The sequence below is a fragment of the Dactylosporangium sp. NPDC049525 genome (assembly GCF_040676755.1).
In the GTDB taxonomy this organism is placed as follows: Bacteria; Actinomycetota; Actinomycetes; order Mycobacteriales; family Micromonosporaceae; genus Dactylosporangium.
Genome location: NZ_JBFAPO010000024.1, coordinates 113,112 through 130,322, shown reverse-complemented (window position 1 = coordinate 130,322; position 17,211 = coordinate 113,112). Strand labels below are relative to the sequence as shown.

The following is a 17,211-nucleotide window of genomic DNA, read 5'->3' as shown; positions in this document are numbered from 1 at the left end:
GGCCGCTGCCCTCGGCGTGGGCCCTGGCGCGGGTCCCGGGGCTCAGGGTCGCGCCTATCTGCGGGTCGGCGACGGGGGCCGCGGCCGCGACGGCCGACGCCGTCGCGGCCGGCCGGTCACTGTTCAACGGTGGCGTACGGCCGGATCTCCAGGCGGCCGTATCTGGCCATCGGGTGCGCCCGGGCGACCTCGATCGCCTCGTCGAGGTCGGCGCACTCGAGGAGGTCGAACCCGACGATGACCTCCTTGGTCTCCGCGAACGGGCCGTCGGAGACCAGGAGCTCGCCGTTGCGGACCCGGACGGTGGTCGCGGACGACAACGGCGCCAGCTCGTTGCCCAGCAGCCGCCGCCCGGACCGGTCGTTCTGCGCGACCCATTCGTCGATGTCGGGTTCGGGCGCGGTGTCGGTGTCGGGCTCGGCGTCGGTGCAGACGAACATCATGTACTTCATGGTTTGGCATCCTCCGCTGGACTGGATCTCAGCATAGTGACGAACGCCGCGGCGCCGACCGGACACATCCGCCGGAAGAATTTTCAGACGAGCTGGAAACGGGCGACGACCTGCTGCAACTCGGCGGACATGCGGGCCAGGTCGTCGGCGGAGGCCCGGGTCTGCGCGACACCGGCGTTGGTGACCTGACTGGACTCGGCGACGCCACTGATGTTGCTGGCGATCTCGTTGGCGCTGGACGCGGCCTCGGCGACGTTGCGGGTCATCTCGTTCGTGGTGGCGCTCTGCTCCTCGACGGCGGCGGCGATCGTCGTGGCGTACTGGTTGGTCTCGTCGATGACGGCGGCGATCTCGGTAACCGCCAGGACGGCCGCCGACGCGTCCTGCTGGATCGCCTCGATGCGGGCGGAGATGTCGCTGGTCGCCTTCGCGGTCTCCTGCGCCAGGTCCTTCACCTCACCGGCGACGACCGCGAAGCCCTTGCCCGCGTCGCCGGCCCGGGCCGCCTCGATGGTGGCGTTCAGCGCGAGCAGGTTCGTCTGCTCGGCGATCGCGGTGATGGCCTTCAGGACGGTGGTGATCTCACCGCTGGACCGGCCGAGCTTGCGGATCGTCTCCGACGCCGACTCGGCGGTCAGGACTCCCCCACCGGCGACGCGGGCGGCGTCGGCGGCGCTGCGGGCGATCTCGGCGATGGCGGCGCCCATCTGCTCGGTGCCGGCGGCGACGGTCTGCACGTTGCTGGACACCTCCTCGGCCGACTGCGACACGGCGCCGGCCTGGACGCTGCCCTCCTCCGCGCTCGCGGCGATCTGGTTGCTCACCGCGGACAGTTCCTGCGCCGCGCCGGCGAGGGAGGCGCTGCTCGCGCCGACGGCCTGCATCGACTCCCGCAGCTGTCCCGTGGCGGTGTTCAGCGCGCCCGCCATCGTGCCGAGCTCGTCGCGGCCGGGCACGTCGGCGGTGCGGGTCAGGTCGCCGACCGCGATCCCGGCCACGACGTGCGCGACCCTGGACACGGCGCGGACCAGCTGGCCGGCGACGAGCAGCGCGAACAGCACCGCGAGCGCGAGCCCGGCGCCCATCAGGCCCCACGTCCAGCGCAGCGCATTGCCGTACGCGGTGCGCACCCGGTCCCGGCGGTGCTCGGCCGCCAGGCGGTCGGCCTCACCGATGCGCTGCACCAGGTCGGCCGTCTTCGCGGCGAGGGGGCCGGTGACGTCGGCGCTGATCCGTTCGACCTCGCGGAGGTTCCCGCTGCGGCTGGCCGGCAGCAACTGGCTGTCGACGGCGGCGCGGTACTGCTCGAACACTGCGCCCAGGTCGTCGGCGAGGGCCGGCACGCCGCTCGCCGCGCGGTACCCGGCGAGGTTGGCGGCGAACTTGACGGATGCGGCGTCGACCGCCTGCTCGTAGGTGACCTTGCGCTGCGGGTCGGTGGTGATCGCGTGGTTGAGCACGGCGACCCGCACGGCGGCGACGTCGTCGCGGACCTCGCTGAGCTCGGCGACCGGCAGCAGCCCCCGGACATACAGCGCCTCGGCCTCGACCTTGAGCTCGTGCAGGCGCAGCGTCGCCACGCCGCTGCCGGCGAGGGCGACGACGCCGAGGATCGCCACGACGAGCAGCACTTTCGTGCGGACCGCCCGGTTCGCGAGCCAACCCGTCATCGCCGATCACCCCGAGGTTCGCAGGAGTTTCCACAGTGCAGATCGGTTGCGCGGCGGTGCGTCTGAGATGAACCGCCGTTTCGGTGGGTCGGGACGGGGCACCACTACGGCAGCGCGCCGCGTCAGCGGCGCCTGACGGACCGTCTGGGAATGGGGTTCGCTATGGGACTGAGCGACAAGATCGACAACCAGGCAGAAGAGGCCAAGGGCAAGGTCAAGGAAGGCGTCGGCAAGGCCACCGACGACGAGCAGCTGGAGGCCGAGGGCAAGGTGGACCAGGCCTCAGGCAGCGTCAAGCAGGCCGGCGAGAAGGTCAAGGACGTATTCAAGGACTGATGTCGCATCTGAAGGGCCGGCGCCTGGCAGGGCGCCGGCCTTCATGCGTCCAGGACCAGGATCGTCTCGGTGAGCAGCCGGCGGGTCAGCACGAGCCGGTCGTCCTCGTCGAGGCCGGGCAGGTCGCCGACGCGGTGCACCCGGCCGTCGAGCAGCGCGCGGACCGCCGGGGCGCACACCGCGGGCATCGTGACGGTCCGGTCCGGGGCCTCGACCGCGACCCGGTCCGCCTCGGTGACGCGGACGGGCAGTCCCGGCCGCAGCCGCACCCGGTCGTCCGCGCAGAGCCTGGCGAGGGCCGCCGCCTGCGCGACCGGCCGCATCGGCGCCGGGCGGGCGGCACCGGCCCCGGCACGGGCACGCCGCCACCGGTCGGCGACGTCGCGCGGGTCGAGGGTGTCGAGCCATTCGTGCAGCGCCTTGACGGTGTCGGCGAGCACCGGGGCGATCGACGCCCCGTCGCCCGGGTCGGTGCCCATCGGCAGCCCGGCCCGCAGCGCCGGCTCGTCGGCGGCGAGGTCCAGCAGCGCCTCGACGACGCTGAGCCGGGTCGGTGCGCGCAGTCCCACGGTCAGGTGCAGCGACCAGTCGTCCTGGGCCTCGGCGGCGTGCAGCCAGCCGCGTGGCAGGTACAGCGCGTCGCCGGGTGCCAGCACGACATCCAGCGCCGGCTCCCCCGCGGCGACGGCGGCGACCTCGTCGGCGCGGCCGCCCCACGGCTGCCGCTCGACCGGGTCGGTGACCACCGGCGGGTGCACCCGCCACCGTTTGGTGCCGGCGACCTGCAGCACGAACACCGCGTGGGTGTCGTAGTGGGTGGCGAAGCCCTGGTTGCCCGGCGGCGTCAGGTACGCGTTGATCTGCACCGGCACGCCCAGCTCGCGGCCCAGGTCACCGGCGAGGTCGACCAGCGGCGGCCACAGGCGGTGCAGCCCCTGCAGGACCAGGGTCGCGCCGCCGGCAAGGAGCTCGAAGACCCGTTCGTCGCGGACCTGGTCGCCGATCTCCGCGCCCGGCCCGCCGCCGCCGGTGTACCGCGCCGCCGGGATCACCTTGCCCTGCTGCGCCATCCGCACGAACGGGGTCCGCAGCGCCCGGCGGCTCAGCAGCTCGTCGACGTCGTCGAGGTCGAGCAGGTCGGTGTAGTCGTCGAGCCGGCGCGACAGCAGCGGCGCGCGGTCCCAGTGCCGCTCGGCGAAGTCGTCGGCGGGGAGCGGGACGCACCGGCGCAGCGCGGACCGCGCGCCGCCGCTGTCGTGGGTCATTCGCTCGCGCCGCCGTCCGCACCGCCGTCGGTGGCCCGGGCGTCCGCGCCGCCGTCGTTCGGGCCCTCGTTCGGGTCGGCGCCCGGGTCGGTGTCCGCGCCGCCGTCGGCGCCGCCGTCCTCGGCCTCGATGTTCGCGCCGCCGTCGGCGGAGCCCTCGTCCATGGTCGCGCCGCCGTCGGCGCCGCCGTCGTGCGCGGCCGGCACGGCACCGCCGTCGGCGGGTCCCTCGGGGCCGGGGCCGGGCGGGGTGGTGGTGATGTCGTCGTCGTTGAGCGCCATCGCTGAACTCCTCGTGGTGGGGTTGGATCTCCCCGGTACCCCACCCGCCGCGCCGTCAATCGGATCGATGCAGCCGGGCGGTGCCCTCGGCCCGGCGGTGCGCTATCGCGATGAGTTCCTCGAGGTCCGGGGCGGTCCGCGGGCCGGGGTTGAGGATGCAAACCCAGCCCTGCCGGCCGTAGGCGGGGTGCGGCAGGACGGTGTCGAGGCGGGCGAAGTCGACGCCGGCGCGCCGGTCCTCCAGCTCCGCGGGCGGGTAGCCGAGCAGGCGCTGGAACGCCTCGCGGCCGGCGTGCACGTTGACGCGGAAGACACCCGGCCGGTCCAGCCGCGAGGACTCGTCCCAGCCGGGGGTGTCCTGCCCGACGATCGTGGCGAACGGCATCCGGCGGTCCGGGCCGACGTAGAAGAACCGGTCGCCCCAGCTCGTCCGCGGCGCCCCGCCCTCCTCGGTGGCGAGGAGCAGCTCGACGCCGGGCAGCGCGAGGATCCGCTCGGCGAGCTGCGCCGGCTGCGGCCCGTCCGGGGCGGCGGCGGGCACGTGCAGCACGGCGTCGCAGCCGGCGACGGTCGCCGCATCGAGGGGGAAGTATCCCTGCTCGGCGGTGACGTCCGTCCGCTCCCGCCGGCCCCGCAGCTCCCGCAGCGCGGCGGGCGCCACGACGGTGGGACCGGCGGCGCTCAGTGCACCCTCGAAGGTGTCCGGGTCCGGTGCGGCCAGGCCGAGCGCGGCGCTGGAGCCGAGGCTGCCGGCGATGTACACGTACCGCTCGCCGAGCAGCGTGGCGACGACGGCGCCGGCGCTGTGCCAGGTGAGGTCCATCCCGGCGAGGTGCCACGTGCTCGGGTGCCGCTGGAGGTGCCGGCTGTGGGCGAAGACCAGGGTCGGGCCGCGGTGCCGCTCGCGGTCGCGGATGTCGAGGAGGTTGCGGGCCATCAGCGCGTCGCGGATCCCGAGCAGCCGCGAGGTGCGCTGCTGCGCCGGGATCGGGTCGGCGGCGACGGCGTGGTAGCGCAGCAGCCCGAGCGCCGTCGTGCCGTGCACCTCCGCCTGCCGCCACGCCCGCGGCGACGACGCGGCGACCAGGCGCGGCGCCTCGGCGTACAGCGTGATCAGCAGGTCGTCGGCGACGACCCGCAGCGTCACGGCGCCGGGACCGCCGCCGACGGACGACGCGGCGTCCATGAGCGCGGCGACGTCGCTCCAGCGGGTCTCGTCGCCGAGCAGCGTCCCGAGGTCCTCGTGGCCGTGCGCGAACCCGTCCGGCCCGAGGTGCGCGGTCAGGTAGTCGTGCAGGTGCCGCAGGTACGGTCCGGGGCTGGGTGCGGTGGTCATCTCCAGCGGCGGGTCGAAGCCGTGGAACGCCACCCGGTCGCCGGGCGGGCGGCCGGCGTTGTGCTCGCGCAGCCAGGCGACCAGGTCGCGGTTGGCGTCCAGCTGCCCGAGGCCGTGGCTGAAGCCGGTGGCCAGCGCCGCGTCGAGGGTGCCGGCGCCGCCCTGGACGTGGTCGTCGACGGTGAGCGCGGCGACCCGGTCGGACTCGACGGCGATCGAGCGGAAGCCGTCCTCGGCGAGCGCCTGGAGCAGGGTGTTGCGCAGCTGCGGGAAGGCGGGTTCGCCGTGGGTCGGCTCGCCGACCGCGAGGAGTTCCGGCGGCGCGGGAAGCGTCGCGAGCAGTGCCCGGACCTGGGCGGCAACGGCTGTCATGACCTCAACCGTATCGTTGAACCGCCCAGTGAGACTTCGGCCGCACCAGCGCAGCGCGGGCCCGCAAAAGCCTCAATCAGGGGTGCACCTGCAGGGCGAGGAGGGCGGTGTCGTCGTCGATGCCGTCGCCGAGGTCGCCCAGCAGCCCCGTGAGGGCGTCGATGACGCCGGCGGCTCCGGCGGCGGCATGGTCCGCGGCGAACGACCGCAGGGCCGGCGCGCCGAACCGGCCGGTGGGGGTTCTGGCCTCGGTGACGCCGTCGGTGTACAGCAGCAGCGTGTCACCCGCACGCAGCTCGACGGCGCGGGTGGCGATGGGCACCTGGGGCAGCAGGCCGATCAGGGTGCCGCCGGTGGTGGGCTGGAACTCGGCGGTGCCGGCGGCGCCCAGCAGCAGCGCCGGAGGGTGGCCGCCGCCGGCGAGGTCGGCGCGGTAGCCGGTCGCGGTCGGGGTGAGCACGCCGAAGACGACGGTGCAGTAGTCGCCGGTGCCGGTGTCGGCGTCCTGGCAGAGCACGGTGTTGAGGTTGGCGAGCACGGCGGCCGGCGACGGGTCGAACGCCGCGGCGGCGCGCAGCGTGTAGCGGGCCCGGGCGGTGACCGCGGCGGCCTGGATGCCCTTGCCGCACACGTCGCCGAGGAAGAACGCCCAGCGGCCGTCGGGGAGGTGGAACAGGTCGTAGAAGTCGCCGCCGACCTCGTCCGGTGAGGCCATGTGGTAGTGCGCGGCGGTGCGCATGCCGGTCGGGGCGGGCAGGGCCGCGGGTAGCAGGCTGCGTTGCAGGCCGGCGACGAGGAGCCGGAGCCGCTCCCGGTCGCGGTCGGCGGCCTGCCGGGCGCGCAGCAGCTCCCGCTCGTAGTCGCGGCGGTCGCGGGCATCGAAGACGGTAGTTCGGATCAGCGCCGGGTGGCCGTCGGCGTCGTGCTTGACGGCCGAGGTGATCAGCACCGGCAGCCGCGCGCCGGTGGCGGTGCGCAGGTCCAGCGCGACGCCGCGGACCTCGCCCTGCATCCGCAGCAGCGGCGCGAAGTGGGTCTCGTGATACATGCGCCCGCCGACGGTGAGCAGGTCGCTGAAGCGGCGGTGCCCGACGACGTCGGCGCGGTCCCGGCCGAGCCAGCCGAGCAGCGTCGCGTTGATCTTCGCGATCGTGCCGTCGAGGTGCGTCGAGAGGTAGCCGCACGGCGCGTTGTCGTACAGGTCGGCCAGATCGTCCGGGTCCTCGTCGAGCGGGGCGGTCACGGCAGCGTCGACACGAACGATCTGATCGCCGCGGCCGTCTCGGCGGGGGCACTGAGCTGGGGGCAGTGCCCGGTGGCGTCGAGGGTGACCAGGCGGCTGCCGGCGATCTGCTCGTGCACGAACGCGCCGACCTCGGGCGGGGCGATCATGTCGTCCCGGCACTGCAGGATCAGCGTCGGGAGCGTGACGCGGGCCAGGTCGGCGCGGTTGTCGGACAGGAACGTCGCGCGGGCGAACGCCGCGGCGACCGTCGGGTCGGTGCGGCAGAAGCTGTTGGTCAGCTCGGCGCCGAGCTCGGGCCGGTCGGGGTTGCCCATGATCGCCGGCGCCATCGCCGCCGACCAGCCGAGGTAGTTGCTGTCCAGGGAGTCGAGCAGCTCGTCGATGTCGTCGCGGCTGAAGCCGCCGACGTAGCCGTCGTCGTCGAGGTACCGCGGCGACGGTGTGATCAGGACCAGCGCGGCGAACCGGTCGGGGGCGCGGTTTGCCGCGAGCACGCCGATCATCGCGGCCACGGAGTGCCCGACGAACACGACCCGCCGCAGGTCGAGGGCGTCGCAGACGGCCAGGACGTCCTCGGCGTAGCCGTCGAGGGTCGCGTGCCGCTGCGGGCTCCACGCGGCCGGGTCGGCGCCGCCCGCGCCGGCGTGGTCGAAGGCCACGACCGTCGTGTCGCGGGCGAGGGTGGGCCCGACCAGCCGCCACATGTGCTGGTCGCAGCCGAACCCGTGGGCGAGCAGCAGCACGTGCCCGCCGCCGTCGGACTCGGACGCAGGACCGCTGACGGTCACGTTGTGGCGGGCCGGCACGTCCACCGGTCAGGCCGCCGGTTCGGTGCGGGGCATGAACAGCCGGACCGTGACACCGCGGGCGGTGCTGGAGATGTCCAGGTCGCGGCACAGGTTGCGGACCATCCACAGGCCGCGGCCGCTGACCGCGTCGGGCGCCGGCAGCTCCTGCGACAGGTGCTCGGGCAGGCCGGGACCGTGGTCGCTGACCTCGACGCGCACCCCGTCGTCGGTCTGCTCGATGAGGATCCGGCCGCTGCCGCCGCCGTGGCGGACCGCGTTGGCGGCCAGTTCACTGACCGCGATCACCAGGTTGTGTGCGTTGGCGGCGGAAACCCCGGCGACGCGAGCGGTCTGGTCCACGAGGTCCCTGATACGGCGGAGGCCGTCACCCGTGAACTCTCTGGACACAGAACGTATGCGGTCGCGTGCCATATGTCACCGCGTCCCTGCGCATAGGTCGTGCCCAGCCATGTTGCCCCCGGTCGACACTGTACCCACACCGTGCACCGGCGAACCGTGACGGGTTCGTGGCGGGTTCGTGGCGGCCAGCCGCGGGCGATACCATTCGCGCGGGCAAGATCCGGACGCGGGCACGAAGGAGGCGGCATGGCGGCGTCGTACACCACCGGCGGCCGGCAACCTGACGGCACCGTGCGCCTCGACGTCGAGGGCGACCTGGACCTGACGACCAGGTCGACGCTCGTCGGGCACGTCGACCGGCTGCTGGAGGACGCCGCCGTCACGGGCATCGTCATCGACGTGTCGGCGGTGGAGTTCATCGACTCCAGCTGCATCGGCGCCCTCATCGGCTGCAAGCTCAACGCCGGGAAAGCCGGCCGGACGCTGCGCGTGCAGGGCGCCCGCGGCCAGGTCGACGAGGTGTTCGAGATGACCGGCGTCACTGCGATCCTGACCGCGCCGCCCTCGGCCTGACGCGTGCCGGGTGACCCGCCTGGGTAACCCCGGTGGATGCCCGATGCCGAGCAGCGCCCCGCACCCCTGATCCGACCGCCGAAACTGCTGACCGACGTGGACCGCGCGGCGACCCGGCTGGAGCTGTTCTTCGACCTCGCCTACGTGCTGGTCATCGCGGAGCTCGCGGCCCGGCTGGCGAAGGACCTGACGGCCGAGGGCGTCGCGGTGTTCGCCGGGCTGTTCACGGTCGCCTGGTGGTCGTGGGTGACGACGACGCTGTACGCGAACCGTTTCGACACGAACGACGTACTGTACCGCCTGGGCAAGCTCGTCTCGACCGCCGCCGTGCTCGGTATGGCCGCCAGCGCACCGGACGCGACCCGCGGCACGGCGACCGCGTTCACACTGAGCTACCTGGCGACCAGGGTCGTGCTGTTCGCGTTGTACGCCCGCGCGTACCGGCACGTCCGGCAGGCGCGGGCGACGATCGGCATCTACCTGGTCGGCGCCGCGGCGGGCGCGGCCTGCTGGGTGGCGGCGCTCGCGGTGCCGGGCGACTGGAAGTTCCTGCTGTGGGGCTGCGGCATCCTGCTCGAGGCGCTCGCGCCGGTCGCCGCGACCCGGTTCGGCGACAACGTGCCGCTGCACCTGGAGCACCTGCCGGAGCGCTTCGGGCTGTTCGTGATCCTCGTCCTCGGCGAGTCCGTCGCCTCGGTCGCCCTCGGCGTGCACGACACGCACTGGACGACGGCGTCGGTGCTCGTCGCGGCGGTGTGCTTCGTCGCGGTCGCGGCGCTGTGGTGGAACTACTTCGACCTGGGCGGTGCCGCCGGCAAGCAGCACCTCGTGCACACCGACGAGGAGCGGGAGGGCGGCGCCGCCGATGGTTACGTCTACGCGCACCTGCCGCTGACGCTGGGCCTGGCCGCCGCCGCGATCGGCATCGAGCAGCTGATCCTGCACCCGGACGGCGACGTCTCCACGCTCGGGCGGTGGCTGCTGCCGGCCGGCGCGGGCCTGTTCCTGCTCGGCACCGCCGCGGTCATCGCCGGCACCGCCCGGCGGTGGCGGGCCGCGTGGCCGTGGCCGCTGGCCGCGGTGCCGTTCGTCGTGGCCGCCGGCGCCCCGACCGCACTGCCGCCCGCGGTGACGGCAGGGCTGGTCGCGGCGGCCCTGTTGGTGGTGGTCCTGGCCGGGGTACGGGCACAGCAGCGCGGCGTCCTGCGCACCACCGAGACCTGACCGGGCCTTACTTACACCAGGACGGACGGCTTGGGCGGCAGGGGGAAGCGCAGCCTGGCGCCCAGCCCGGGCAGGTCGGTGTCGACGCGGACGTGCCGGACCGTGCCGCTGTCGTTGGTGACGGCCTCGATCAGCTCGTCGACGACGTCGGCGGTGGCTCGGACGGTGCCGCCGCACACCGCGCAGGCGTCGCCCGTCAGCGCCATCCACCCGTCCCGGTCGCAGACCACGCCCGGCGCCTCGACGCCGTCGGTCACCGCGAGCCGGTCGATCGCGGACACCGAGCCGGCCCACAGGCACGGCTCCAGGCCGAGCGCCGCCCACCGGTGCTCGGCGACCGCCTCGGTGATCTCGGCGACCAGGGTGCGCTGCTCCTGCCGCTCGTAGGCGTCCATGACCGTCTCGGCGGCGTGGCGGACGTCGGCGGGGGTGGCGGTGGCCGCGTCGATGGTGAAGGTCCCGGCGAGGCGGTCCCGCAGCTCCCGCGGCAGGAACCCGGTCACGGTGGACACCTGGTGCGCCTGCCCGCCGACGGCGAGCAGGTCGAAGCCCTCGGCGCGGAACAGGTCGCCCAGCGTCGCCACCACCCGGCGGTGGTGCCGCTTGGCCAGTTCCTCGCCCTTGTTGTGGATGCGGTGCTCCACCTTGCCGTAGGCGTAGTCGGGCTTGCGCAGCGACGGGTCCCGCAGCTGCCGGACCTCGCGGATGTCGCGCTGGTGCAGCTCCCAGATCTGCGCCGCGGCGTCGTCGGCGATCAGCACGCACATCCGGCGGTATTCCTGCAGGACGGCGAGCATCGGCCGCACCCACGGCGTGCCGTCCACGACGACCCGGTCGCGGATCGACCGCGGCAGCGAGACCTCCTCGAAGAAGTCCTGGCCGGCGCAGGAGAACAGCGCCATCATGCCCGGCTTCCAGCGGGAGTCGGCGGCCGCCCGGGTGATGCGCTCCAGGTCACTGCGCAGCGACCGGCGCGCGCCGGTCTCGACCGAACGGTCCTTCTCCCGGGCGCGGACCGGGTCCAGCAGGCTGTTGACGCGGGTCTGGACGTCGCCGTCGGTGTGCGGGGAGCCGTCCGGCTCGACCTGGACATACAGCGACACGACGGGCAGGCCGCCGCCGTCGAACCGGATGATGCGATCGATCTGCTCGTGCGTGGTCATCAACGGCCTCCTCAGGCGGACACCTGCTGCCAGGTTGGTCGCAGCACGTCGCGGACCTGCAGCGACGCCTGTGGCACGCCGGGGCGCACCGGGCTCTCGACGGTGGCCCGGGCCTGTGCCACGCGGATCACGTCGCCCAGGTCCTGCAGCTCACCGGCGGCGACGGCGAGCCGCAGCCGCGGGAACTCCTCGTGCAGCTCGCGGCGGATGTGCGTGGTCAGCATCTGGTGCAGCACGACCAGGCCGTCCACCTCGCCGAGACCGGCGGCGGCGTCGACGCGGACGATGTCGTCGAGGGCCTCGCTGATGCGGCGTTCCTCGTCGAGCAGGTGTTCGGCGAGGTGCTCGGCGGGTTCGAGATGCCGGGTGATCGGGTGGACGACCTCCTCCTCGATCGTCTCGTGGACGGCGATCAGCCACGCGAGCTCACCGAACGCGGTGTGCCGGTCCTCGCCCGCCGCCGACAGGGTCCGCCGGAACTGCTGGTCGATCCGCTGTTGCTGCCCGGCGAGCACGCCCGGCAGGTCGGCGGACTGGCCGGCGGGCCGGACCGGGTGTTCCAACAGGTTGAACATGAGGCCCTCCTCGGGATCGGTACGGAGGTGGGGCAGCCGTCTGGCATGCCCGGGTGCGCTACCCCGCTTCGGCGGTGCGACACCTCATCCTCCCCCTGCCGGTGCGCCGCCCGGGGCAGGATGGGCGGCATGACCACCGGACCACGCGAAACGCTGCTGCGCGCCCGCGAGGACGCCGTGGCGCAGATCGCCGCCCTGCACCGGGACCTCGACGGGGTGATCGACGCGTCGCGGTCCTCCAACGCCGACGACGAGCACGACCCGGAGGGCGCCACGATCGCGTTCGAGCGCGCGCAGGTGGCCGCGCTGCTGGACGCCGCCCGGCGGCGGCTGGCGGAGCTGGACGCCGCCCTGCAACGGGTCGCGGCGGGCACGTTCGGCCGGTGCGAGGTGTGCGGGCGGGAGATCCCGGCGGAGCGGCTGGAGGTCAGGCCGGCGGCCCGGACCTGTGTCGGGTGTCCCAGCCATTGACTTTTAGTTAAGTTTCTTTATCGTTGGGCCTCAATATACCTCGTCCTGGAGGCATTGATGGCGCTACGACTCCGGCTGGTCCTGGCCGCCGCCGCGACACTGCTGGTGGCCGGCGGCACCGCCGCGATCACCACCACACCCGCCGCCGCGGCCGGCTCGCTGACCGCGACCCTCACCTACGACTCCGACTGGGGCTCCGGCTACCAGGCGAAGTACACGATCGCGAACGGCACCACGTCGACCGTCACCGCCTGGAAGGTCGAGTTCGACCTGCCGGCCGGCTCGACGCTCGGCAGCTACTGGGACGTCCTGGCCGCCCAGTCCGGCACCCACGTCACCGCGACCAACCGGACCTACAACGGCACCCTCGCGCCGGGCGCGTCGACCAGCTTCGGCTTCCTGGTCTCCGGCTCCGGCAAGCCCGCGAACTGCAAGCTCAACGGCGCGAGCTGCGCCGGCGTGATCGACACCCAGGCGCCGACCGCCCCGGCGAGCCTGCGCAGCACCGGCGCCACCTCCAGCAGCGTCAGCCTCGCCTGGAACGCGGCCACCGACAACGTCGGCGTCACCGCCTACGACATCTACCGCGGCGGCGCCCTCGCCACCACCGTCACCGGCACCGCCGGCACCGTCGGCGGGCTGTCGGCGTCCACCGCGTACACGTTCACCGTCAAGGCCCGCGACGCGGCGGGCAACACCTCCGCGGCCAGCAACCAGGTCAGCGTCACCACGACCGCCGGTGGCGGCGGTGGAGGCGGCAGCCCGCTGCCCGTCGCGCCCTACGTCGACATGGGCGCGTGGCCGACGCCGTCACTGGTGGACATGGCGACCGCCGGCAACCTGAAGAACTTCACCCTCGCGTTCGTCAACAGCGCCGGCTGCAAGGCGTCGTGGTTCAACGCGTACGACCCCCGGGCCGGGTGGGCGAAGGACCAGATCGACGCGATCCGCGCCCGCGGCGGCGACGTCAAGATCTCCTTCGGCGGGGCGAGCGGCATCGAGCTCGCCCAGGCGTGCACGACCCCGGCCGCGGTGAAGGCCGAGTACCAGGCCGTCGTCGACGCCTACCAGCTCAACTACATCGACCTGGACATCGAGGGCGCGGCGGTGGCCGACCCGACGACGGTGGCCCGCCGGTCGCAGGCCCTGGCCCAGCTGCAGGCGGCCCGGCCCAACCTGAAGATCTCTCTCACCCTGCCGGTCCTGCCGGAGGGTCTCACCGCCGACGGGGTGGCCGTGGTGCGCTCCGCCCGCGACGCCGGGGTGAACCTCGACCTGGTCAACGTCATGGCGATGGACTACCAGCGCTCCAGCGGCGACTACGGCAACTTCGCCGTGCAGGCCGCGCAGTCGACGTTCGCGCAGCTCAAGACCCTGTACCCGGCGAAGACCGACGCGCAGGTGTGGCGGATGGTCGGGGTGACGCCGATGCTGGGCAAGAACGACGACGGCGGCACCTACGACCAGGCCGACGCCCGGCAGATGGTCGCGTTCGCCCAGGCCAACCACCTCGGCATGCTGTCGTTCTGGGAGACCACCCGCGACCGCAACGCCTGCACCGGCGCGCTCTACCTGTGCACGAACATCCCGCAGCAGCCCTACGAGTTCAGCCGGATCTTCGCCGCCTACACCGGCTGATTCACCAGCACGATCTTGCCGCGGGTGTGCCGCTCGCTCAGGTCCTCGAACGCCTGCCGGACCTGGGCGAGCGGATACACCCGGACGATCGGGATCTCGACGATCCCCGCCGCGACCAGGTCCGCCATGTACGTGAGCACCTCGGCGGTGGACGCGAGCACGCTCCCCTCCGCCTTCACCCCGACCTCCTCGGCCAGGTCGAAGGCGACGACCGTGTTGATGCGGTCCTTCGGCACGCCGAGCTCCAGCGCGAGCCGGACGTACTGCGGCCCGAAGAGGTCGATGAACGCGTCGATCCCGTCCTGCCGGGTCGCCTCGCGCAGGCGCTGCGCGAGACCGTCGCCGTAGGGCACCTGGGTGGCGCCGTGCGCGGCCAGCCATGCCGCGTTGGTGTCCGACGCAATGCCGATCACCCGCGCGCCTTGCTGCCGCAGCAGCTGCACGAGTACCGTCCCCACGCCTCCCGCCGCCGCCGAGACGACGACGGTCTCACCCGGCTTCACCTCCACCGCCCGCGCCGCCGCGAAGGCCGTGGTGCCGACGACGTACAGTGCGCCGGCCACCTCCCACGACAGGGCCGCCGGCTTGTGGATCAGCTGGCCGACCGGCACCGCGGCGTGGGTCGCGTGACTGGACCTGGTCCAGGAGAACCCGAGCACCTCCTCGCCGACGGCGAACGCGGTGACGCCCGCACCGACCGCGGTGACGATCCCGGCGAGGTCACTGCCCTGCCCGGACGGGAACTCGGCCGGGAAGCGGGTCGCCATGGCACCGGAGCGGATGCCGGCCTCGCCGGGGTTGATCCCCGCGGCCCTGACCTCGACCACCACCTCCCCTTCCGCCGGCTCCGGCATCGGGATCTCGGCGATGTAGAGCACCTCTGGGCCGCCGTACCGGTCGAACCGCACTGCTTCAGGCATGACGTCGTCCTCTCCGTGTGCGCAGCACACGGCGAACTGCCCGATGTCCTCGGTCTCGAACCATCCGGCGGGCTCCGCGTCGAAAACCGGGCCGGCCTGCTGGAGTGCCGCCACGCCGGCGTCGGTCAGCGCGCCGACCGACGACCGCCGGTCGGCGGCGTTGGCGCGAAGGACCGCCGGTCGGCGAGGTTGGCGCGACAGACCGCCGGTCGGCGGGGCCCGGTCAGGTGCTGAACGGGGTCTGCGGCGGGGCGGAGCGGCGGCGGCGGTCGTCGACGTCCGCGGGGGTCTCCGCGGCCGGGTGGGAGAACACCGCGGGAGCGATCTTGGACCGGGCCGCGGTCTCCTCCGCCTCGTCCTCGGTGGCGACCGGCTCCGGCGGCGCCTTGAACGTCTCCGCGGCGGGCCGGGCCGCACCGGCGGCGGCCTTGTAGGCGCCCGGCGTCTCGGGCACCGACGCGCTGAAGGCGTTGTGGGACGCACCCCGCGACTGGCCCGGCGTCGCGGCCGGGTCCTCCGTCCGGGAGGATGCCTTGCCGCTGAAGGTCCCGCCGGCCGGCGCCGGCGTGGCGCCCGGCTTGAACGCGGCGGCGGCGTCCTCGGCGGACATCGCGCCGGAGGAGACCGCCCGCCACAGCGTCGTGGTGGTGCCGGCGGTGGTGACGACGTGCCGGTCGAGGGCCTCCGGGGTCGCACCGGCCGCGGCGAGGACCTTGGCGGCGGCCGGCTGCAGGTCGACCCACGGGCGGACCGTCGTGGCGGTGAAGCCGTGCGTCGCCCACTGCGCGGCGAGGCGGCTGATCCGCTCGGCGACCTGGACGGGGACGACGTCGCGGCCGCTCGGCCGCTCACCCAGCAGGGCCCGGGCGAGCTCGGTGAGCTCCGTGATCGGCACCCATCGCACAGCCGTGTCGCCCCCGCTCACATCGGAGTTCGAGGGTGTTGCCACACGAGTGGCACGGCGGCCAGCGGTCGGTTCCATCAGCTCATGATCCCCCATCGCGTAATCGGACGGCTACGCGCACCCCGGCACGGTGATGTTCCCGGCGTTGGTGGTGGCCCCCGATGAAGATCGACCCGGCCGAGCCACAATCCTCGCCGCCGTGGCGGCCGGGTGACGTCGAGCCATTGCAAGCCTACCCCCATGCCGCACCGGGCACTGGCACCGCGTTCACCGTCGGGACCGGGTGGACGGCAACAGGGCGTAGCGCAGCAGCGGGCGGTAGACGCGGGCCGAGTCGGCGATCGAGCCGAAGTGCGACGTGCCGTTGTCGCCGATGTACGTGGTGGTGATGACCGTCTCGTCGATCGGCCGGCCGGTGCGGGCGGCGTGCAGCAGGACGTTCATCTCATACTCGAAGCGCTCGCCAGGTACCTCGCCGAGCCAGTCCAGCAGGTTCGCCGGGAACCCGCGCAGCCCCGTCTGCGTGTCCTGGACGCGGCGGCCGGTCGCGGCGCGGAACAGCAGCCGGGTGACGGTGTTGCCGAAGCGGCTGCGCAGCGGCACCCGGCCCTCGAACCGGCGGACCCCGAGCACCATCCGGCCGCTGACGTCCACGTGCGCCGCGACCCGGAGGATGTCCGCGACGTGGTGCTGGCCGTCGGGGTCCGCGCAGACGACAGCGTGTCCCGGGTGCGCGGCGCCGATGTGCCGGAACCCGGTCTTCAGCGCCGCGCCCTTGCCCCGGTTCGTGTCGTGTCGCAGCACGGTGCAGCCGAGGTCCTCCGCGTCGCGCAGCACGCGTGCGGACGCCGGGCCGCTGCCGTCGTCGACGACGACCAGCTGGGTGCCGGGCGTGGCATCGTGCAGCGACGTGACGGTCGTGACGAGGCCGTGGCCCGGTTCGTACACCGGCAGCAGAATGATCATTGAGGCCTCTCACTCGACGGGGTCGAGTGGGTGTTACCCCGTCGCGCGCCGGCGCAATGACGCGACCATCGCCCGCTCGCGGCGCAGCAGGCCGGCCGGGTCGGTGACGCCGAGGAACCACAGCCGCGACGCGACGTGCAGGGCCCGCTCCCGGCGCGACGCCGGCTCGCCACCGGTCGCCGGCACGTCGAGCAGCGCGGCGCCGCGCAGCCGCAGCACCTTGCGGGCGAGGAACCGGATCCGCGGCAGGTGCCACGCGTGCGAGACGAGACCGAGGGGGTGCCCGGGCCCGAACACGTGCCCGTCCAGGAGCCCGTCCTCGACGGTGTGCAGCAGGTTCTCCAGGGTGCTGCGCGAGCGGCACTCGGTCCGCAGCTCCGCGTGTGCCGACAGCCCGGCGGCGCGGGCCTGGGCCAGCATCAGGTCGCCTTCCCGGCACCCTTCGGGCGGCCGCGGCGCGCCGAGCGACGCCTCGGCCCACCCGCCGCTGAACACGACCAGCGGCGCCGCCGCGGCGGCGAACGCGTCGCGGTGCGCGAGGACGTAGCCGACCGCGGCCCGCACCCTCGCGGCACTGGCCGGGGTGAGCACGTGCCGCCCGCCGACGGTCGTGACCCCTCGCCCGAACACCAGCAGCACGGTGGCGACCGGTGCCGTCATGATCTCCACGG

19 protein-coding genes are annotated in these 17,211 nt (G+C 73.8%); 5 read left to right on the top strand and 14 right to left on the bottom strand.

Features of this window, described 5'->3' with window-relative positions:
* Positions 1 to 116 precede the first annotated feature (116 nt).
* Both AB0K00_RS30505 and AB0K00_RS30500 read right to left on the bottom strand, forming a co-directional pair.
* A complete protein-coding gene (locus tag AB0K00_RS30505; protein WP_363527061.1) occupies positions 117 to 452 on the bottom strand; it encodes a YciI family protein in 336 nt (111 codons plus the stop codon).
* An 83-nt stretch (positions 453 to 535) separates the two neighbouring features.
* A complete protein-coding gene (locus AB0K00_RS30500; RefSeq protein WP_363527058.1) occupies positions 536 to 2,122 on the bottom strand; it encodes a methyl-accepting chemotaxis protein in 1,587 nt (528 codons plus the stop codon).
* Positions 2,123 to 2,284: 162 nt separating this feature from the next.
* Here AB0K00_RS30500 and AB0K00_RS30495 point away from each other — a divergent pair, with 162 nt between their 5' ends.
* The gene (locus tag AB0K00_RS30495) at positions 2,285 to 2,458 is read left to right on the top strand and encodes a CsbD family protein (protein WP_363527055.1); all 174 of its coding nucleotides are present in this window, start codon (positions 2,285 to 2,287) and stop codon (positions 2,456 to 2,458) included.
* 41 nt (positions 2,459 to 2,499) lie between these two features.
* Here the strand turns inward: AB0K00_RS30495 and AB0K00_RS30490 are convergent, their stop codons facing one another.
* The 6 genes from AB0K00_RS30490 to AB0K00_RS30465 form a co-directional block, all read right to left on the bottom strand.
* Positions 2,500 to 3,723, bottom strand: coding sequence for a cupin domain-containing protein (locus AB0K00_RS30490; RefSeq protein WP_363527052.1), 1,224 nt, complete (start codon positions 3,721 to 3,723; stop codon positions 2,500 to 2,502).
* Positions 3,720 to 4,004, bottom strand: a complete 285-nt coding sequence (locus tag AB0K00_RS30485; RefSeq protein ID WP_363527049.1) for a BatC protein — start codon at positions 4,002 to 4,004, stop codon at positions 3,720 to 3,722. Before AB0K00_RS30485 ends, AB0K00_RS30490 begins: the two co-directional genes overlap by 4 nt.
* Positions 4,005 to 4,059: 55 nt before the next feature.
* Positions 4,060 to 5,712, bottom strand: a complete 1,653-nt coding sequence (locus AB0K00_RS30480) for a DUF6194 family protein (RefSeq protein ID WP_363527046.1) — start codon at positions 5,710 to 5,712, stop codon at positions 4,060 to 4,062.
* A 76-nt stretch (positions 5,713 to 5,788) separates the two neighbouring features.
* Positions 5,789 to 6,955: a SpoIIE family protein phosphatase gene (locus AB0K00_RS30475; protein WP_363527043.1), complete on the bottom strand. Its 1,167-nt coding sequence runs from the start codon at positions 6,953 to 6,955 to the stop codon at positions 5,789 to 5,791.
* Positions 6,952 to 7,770, bottom strand: a complete 819-nt coding sequence (locus AB0K00_RS30470) for an alpha/beta hydrolase (RefSeq protein WP_363527040.1) — start codon at positions 7,768 to 7,770, stop codon at positions 6,952 to 6,954. Before AB0K00_RS30470 ends, AB0K00_RS30475 begins: the two co-directional genes overlap by 4 nt.
* Positions 7,771 to 7,773: 3 nt before the next feature.
* Complete coding sequence (locus AB0K00_RS30465) at positions 7,774 to 8,178, bottom strand: ATP-binding protein (protein ID WP_363527037.1); 405 nt, start codon at positions 8,176 to 8,178, stop codon at positions 7,774 to 7,776.
* Positions 8,179 to 8,352: 174 nt separating this feature from the next.
* On the opposite strand from AB0K00_RS30465, the gene AB0K00_RS30460 reads away from it, so the two are divergent.
* Together AB0K00_RS30460 and AB0K00_RS30455 are read left to right on the top strand one after the other, a co-directional pair.
* Positions 8,353 to 8,679 carry an STAS domain-containing protein gene (locus AB0K00_RS30460; RefSeq protein WP_363527034.1) on the top strand — a complete coding sequence of 109 codons (327 nt, stop codon included), beginning with the start codon at positions 8,353 to 8,355 and terminating at the stop codon, positions 8,677 to 8,679.
* Positions 8,680 to 8,715: 36 nt separating this feature from the next.
* Positions 8,716 to 9,903, top strand: a complete 1,188-nt coding sequence (locus AB0K00_RS30455) for a low temperature requirement protein A (RefSeq protein ID WP_363527031.1) — start codon at positions 8,716 to 8,718, stop codon at positions 9,901 to 9,903.
* Between the two features lie 11 nt (positions 9,904 to 9,914).
* On the opposite strand, the gene AB0K00_RS30450 is transcribed toward AB0K00_RS30455, so the two are convergent.
* Together AB0K00_RS30450 and AB0K00_RS30445 are read right to left on the bottom strand one after the other, a co-directional pair.
* Positions 9,915 to 11,066, bottom strand: a complete 1,152-nt coding sequence (locus AB0K00_RS30450; RefSeq protein WP_363527028.1) for a hypothetical protein — start codon at positions 11,064 to 11,066, stop codon at positions 9,915 to 9,917.
* A gap of 11 nt (positions 11,067 to 11,077) precedes the next feature.
* A complete protein-coding gene (locus AB0K00_RS30445) occupies positions 11,078 to 11,641 on the bottom strand; it encodes a hemerythrin domain-containing protein (RefSeq protein ID WP_363527025.1) in 564 nt (187 codons plus the stop codon).
* 129 nt (positions 11,642 to 11,770) lie between these two features.
* Here AB0K00_RS30445 and AB0K00_RS30440 point away from each other — a divergent pair, with 129 nt between their 5' ends.
* Together AB0K00_RS30440 and AB0K00_RS30435 are read left to right on the top strand one after the other, a co-directional pair.
* Positions 11,771 to 12,112 (top strand): TraR/DksA C4-type zinc finger protein, encoded by a 342-nt coding sequence (locus AB0K00_RS30440; RefSeq protein WP_363527022.1) that lies wholly within the window; start codon positions 11,771 to 11,773, stop codon positions 12,110 to 12,112.
* A gap of 57 nt (positions 12,113 to 12,169) precedes the next feature.
* Entirely contained in the window at positions 12,170 to 13,750 is a 1,581-nt protein-coding gene (locus tag AB0K00_RS30435) for a cellulose binding domain-containing protein (RefSeq protein WP_363527019.1), read from the top strand.
* Here the strand turns inward: AB0K00_RS30435 and AB0K00_RS30430 are convergent.
* From AB0K00_RS30430 to AB0K00_RS30415, 4 genes are all read right to left on the bottom strand, one after another.
* Positions 13,738 to 14,670, bottom strand: a complete 933-nt coding sequence (locus AB0K00_RS30430) for an NADP-dependent oxidoreductase (RefSeq protein WP_363527016.1) — start codon at positions 14,668 to 14,670, stop codon at positions 13,738 to 13,740. The two genes, AB0K00_RS30435 and AB0K00_RS30430, sit on opposite strands and share 13 nt — an antisense overlap.
* A 223-nt stretch (positions 14,671 to 14,893) precedes the next feature.
* The gene (locus AB0K00_RS30425; protein ID WP_363527013.1) at positions 14,894 to 15,565 is read right to left on the bottom strand and encodes a hypothetical protein; all 672 of its coding nucleotides are present in this window, start codon (positions 15,563 to 15,565) and stop codon (positions 14,894 to 14,896) included.
* Between the two features lie 276 nt (positions 15,566 to 15,841).
* Positions 15,842 to 16,540, bottom strand: a complete 699-nt coding sequence (locus tag AB0K00_RS30420; RefSeq protein WP_363527010.1) for a glycosyltransferase family 2 protein — start codon at positions 16,538 to 16,540, stop codon at positions 15,842 to 15,844.
* Between the two features lie 33 nt (positions 16,541 to 16,573).
* Complete coding sequence (locus tag AB0K00_RS30415) at positions 16,574 to 17,200, bottom strand: ElyC/SanA/YdcF family protein (protein WP_363527008.1); 627 nt, start codon at positions 17,198 to 17,200, stop codon at positions 16,574 to 16,576.
* Positions 17,201 to 17,211: the final 11 nt, after the last annotated feature.

What these genes read in the sequence shown, in the direction of transcription:
- AB0K00_RS30490 (WP_363527052.1), bottom strand. Translation starts at nt 3,723, where the DNA reads ATGACCCACGACAGCGGCGGCGCGCGGTCCGCGCTGCGCCGGTGCGTC.
- AB0K00_RS30500 (WP_363527058.1), bottom strand. Translation starts at nt 2,122, where the DNA reads ATGACGGGTTGGCTCGCGAACCGGGCGGTCCGCACGAAAGTGCTGCTC.
- AB0K00_RS30505 (WP_363527061.1), bottom strand. Translation starts at nt 452, where the DNA reads ATGAAGTACATGATGTTCGTCTGCACCGACGCCGAGCCCGACACCGAC.
- AB0K00_RS30495 (WP_363527055.1), top strand. Translation starts at nt 2,285, where the DNA reads ATGGGACTGAGCGACAAGATCGACAACCAGGCAGAAGAGGCCAAGGGC.
- AB0K00_RS30485 (WP_363527049.1), bottom strand. Translation starts at nt 4,004, where the DNA reads ATGGCGCTCAACGACGACGACATCACCACCACCCCGCCCGGCCCCGGC.
- AB0K00_RS30435 (WP_363527019.1), top strand. Translation starts at nt 12,170, where the DNA reads ATGGCGCTACGACTCCGGCTGGTCCTGGCCGCCGCCGCGACACTGCTG.
- AB0K00_RS30430 (WP_363527016.1), bottom strand. Translation starts at nt 14,670, where the DNA reads ATGCCTGAAGCAGTGCGGTTCGACCGGTACGGCGGCCCAGAGGTGCTC.
- AB0K00_RS30440 (WP_363527022.1), top strand. Translation starts at nt 11,771, where the DNA reads ATGACCACCGGACCACGCGAAACGCTGCTGCGCGCCCGCGAGGACGCC.
- AB0K00_RS30465 (WP_363527037.1), bottom strand. Translation starts at nt 8,178, where the DNA reads ATGGCACGCGACCGCATACGTTCTGTGTCCAGAGAGTTCACGGGTGAC.
- AB0K00_RS30460 (WP_363527034.1), top strand. Translation starts at nt 8,353, where the DNA reads ATGGCGGCGTCGTACACCACCGGCGGCCGGCAACCTGACGGCACCGTG.
- AB0K00_RS30420 (WP_363527010.1), bottom strand. Translation starts at nt 16,540, where the DNA reads ATGATCATTCTGCTGCCGGTGTACGAACCGGGCCACGGCCTCGTCACG.
- AB0K00_RS30445 (WP_363527025.1), bottom strand. Translation starts at nt 11,641, where the DNA reads ATGTTCAACCTGTTGGAACACCCGGTCCGGCCCGCCGGCCAGTCCGCC.
- AB0K00_RS30415 (WP_363527008.1), bottom strand. Translation starts at nt 17,200, where the DNA reads ATGACGGCACCGGTCGCCACCGTGCTGCTGGTGTTCGGGCGAGGGGTC.
- AB0K00_RS30480 (WP_363527046.1), bottom strand. Translation starts at nt 5,712, where the DNA reads ATGACAGCCGTTGCCGCCCAGGTCCGGGCACTGCTCGCGACGCTTCCC.
- AB0K00_RS30450 (WP_363527028.1), bottom strand. Translation starts at nt 11,066, where the DNA reads ATGACCACGCACGAGCAGATCGATCGCATCATCCGGTTCGACGGCGGC.
- AB0K00_RS30455 (WP_363527031.1), top strand. Translation starts at nt 8,716, where the DNA reads ATGCCCGATGCCGAGCAGCGCCCCGCACCCCTGATCCGACCGCCGAAA.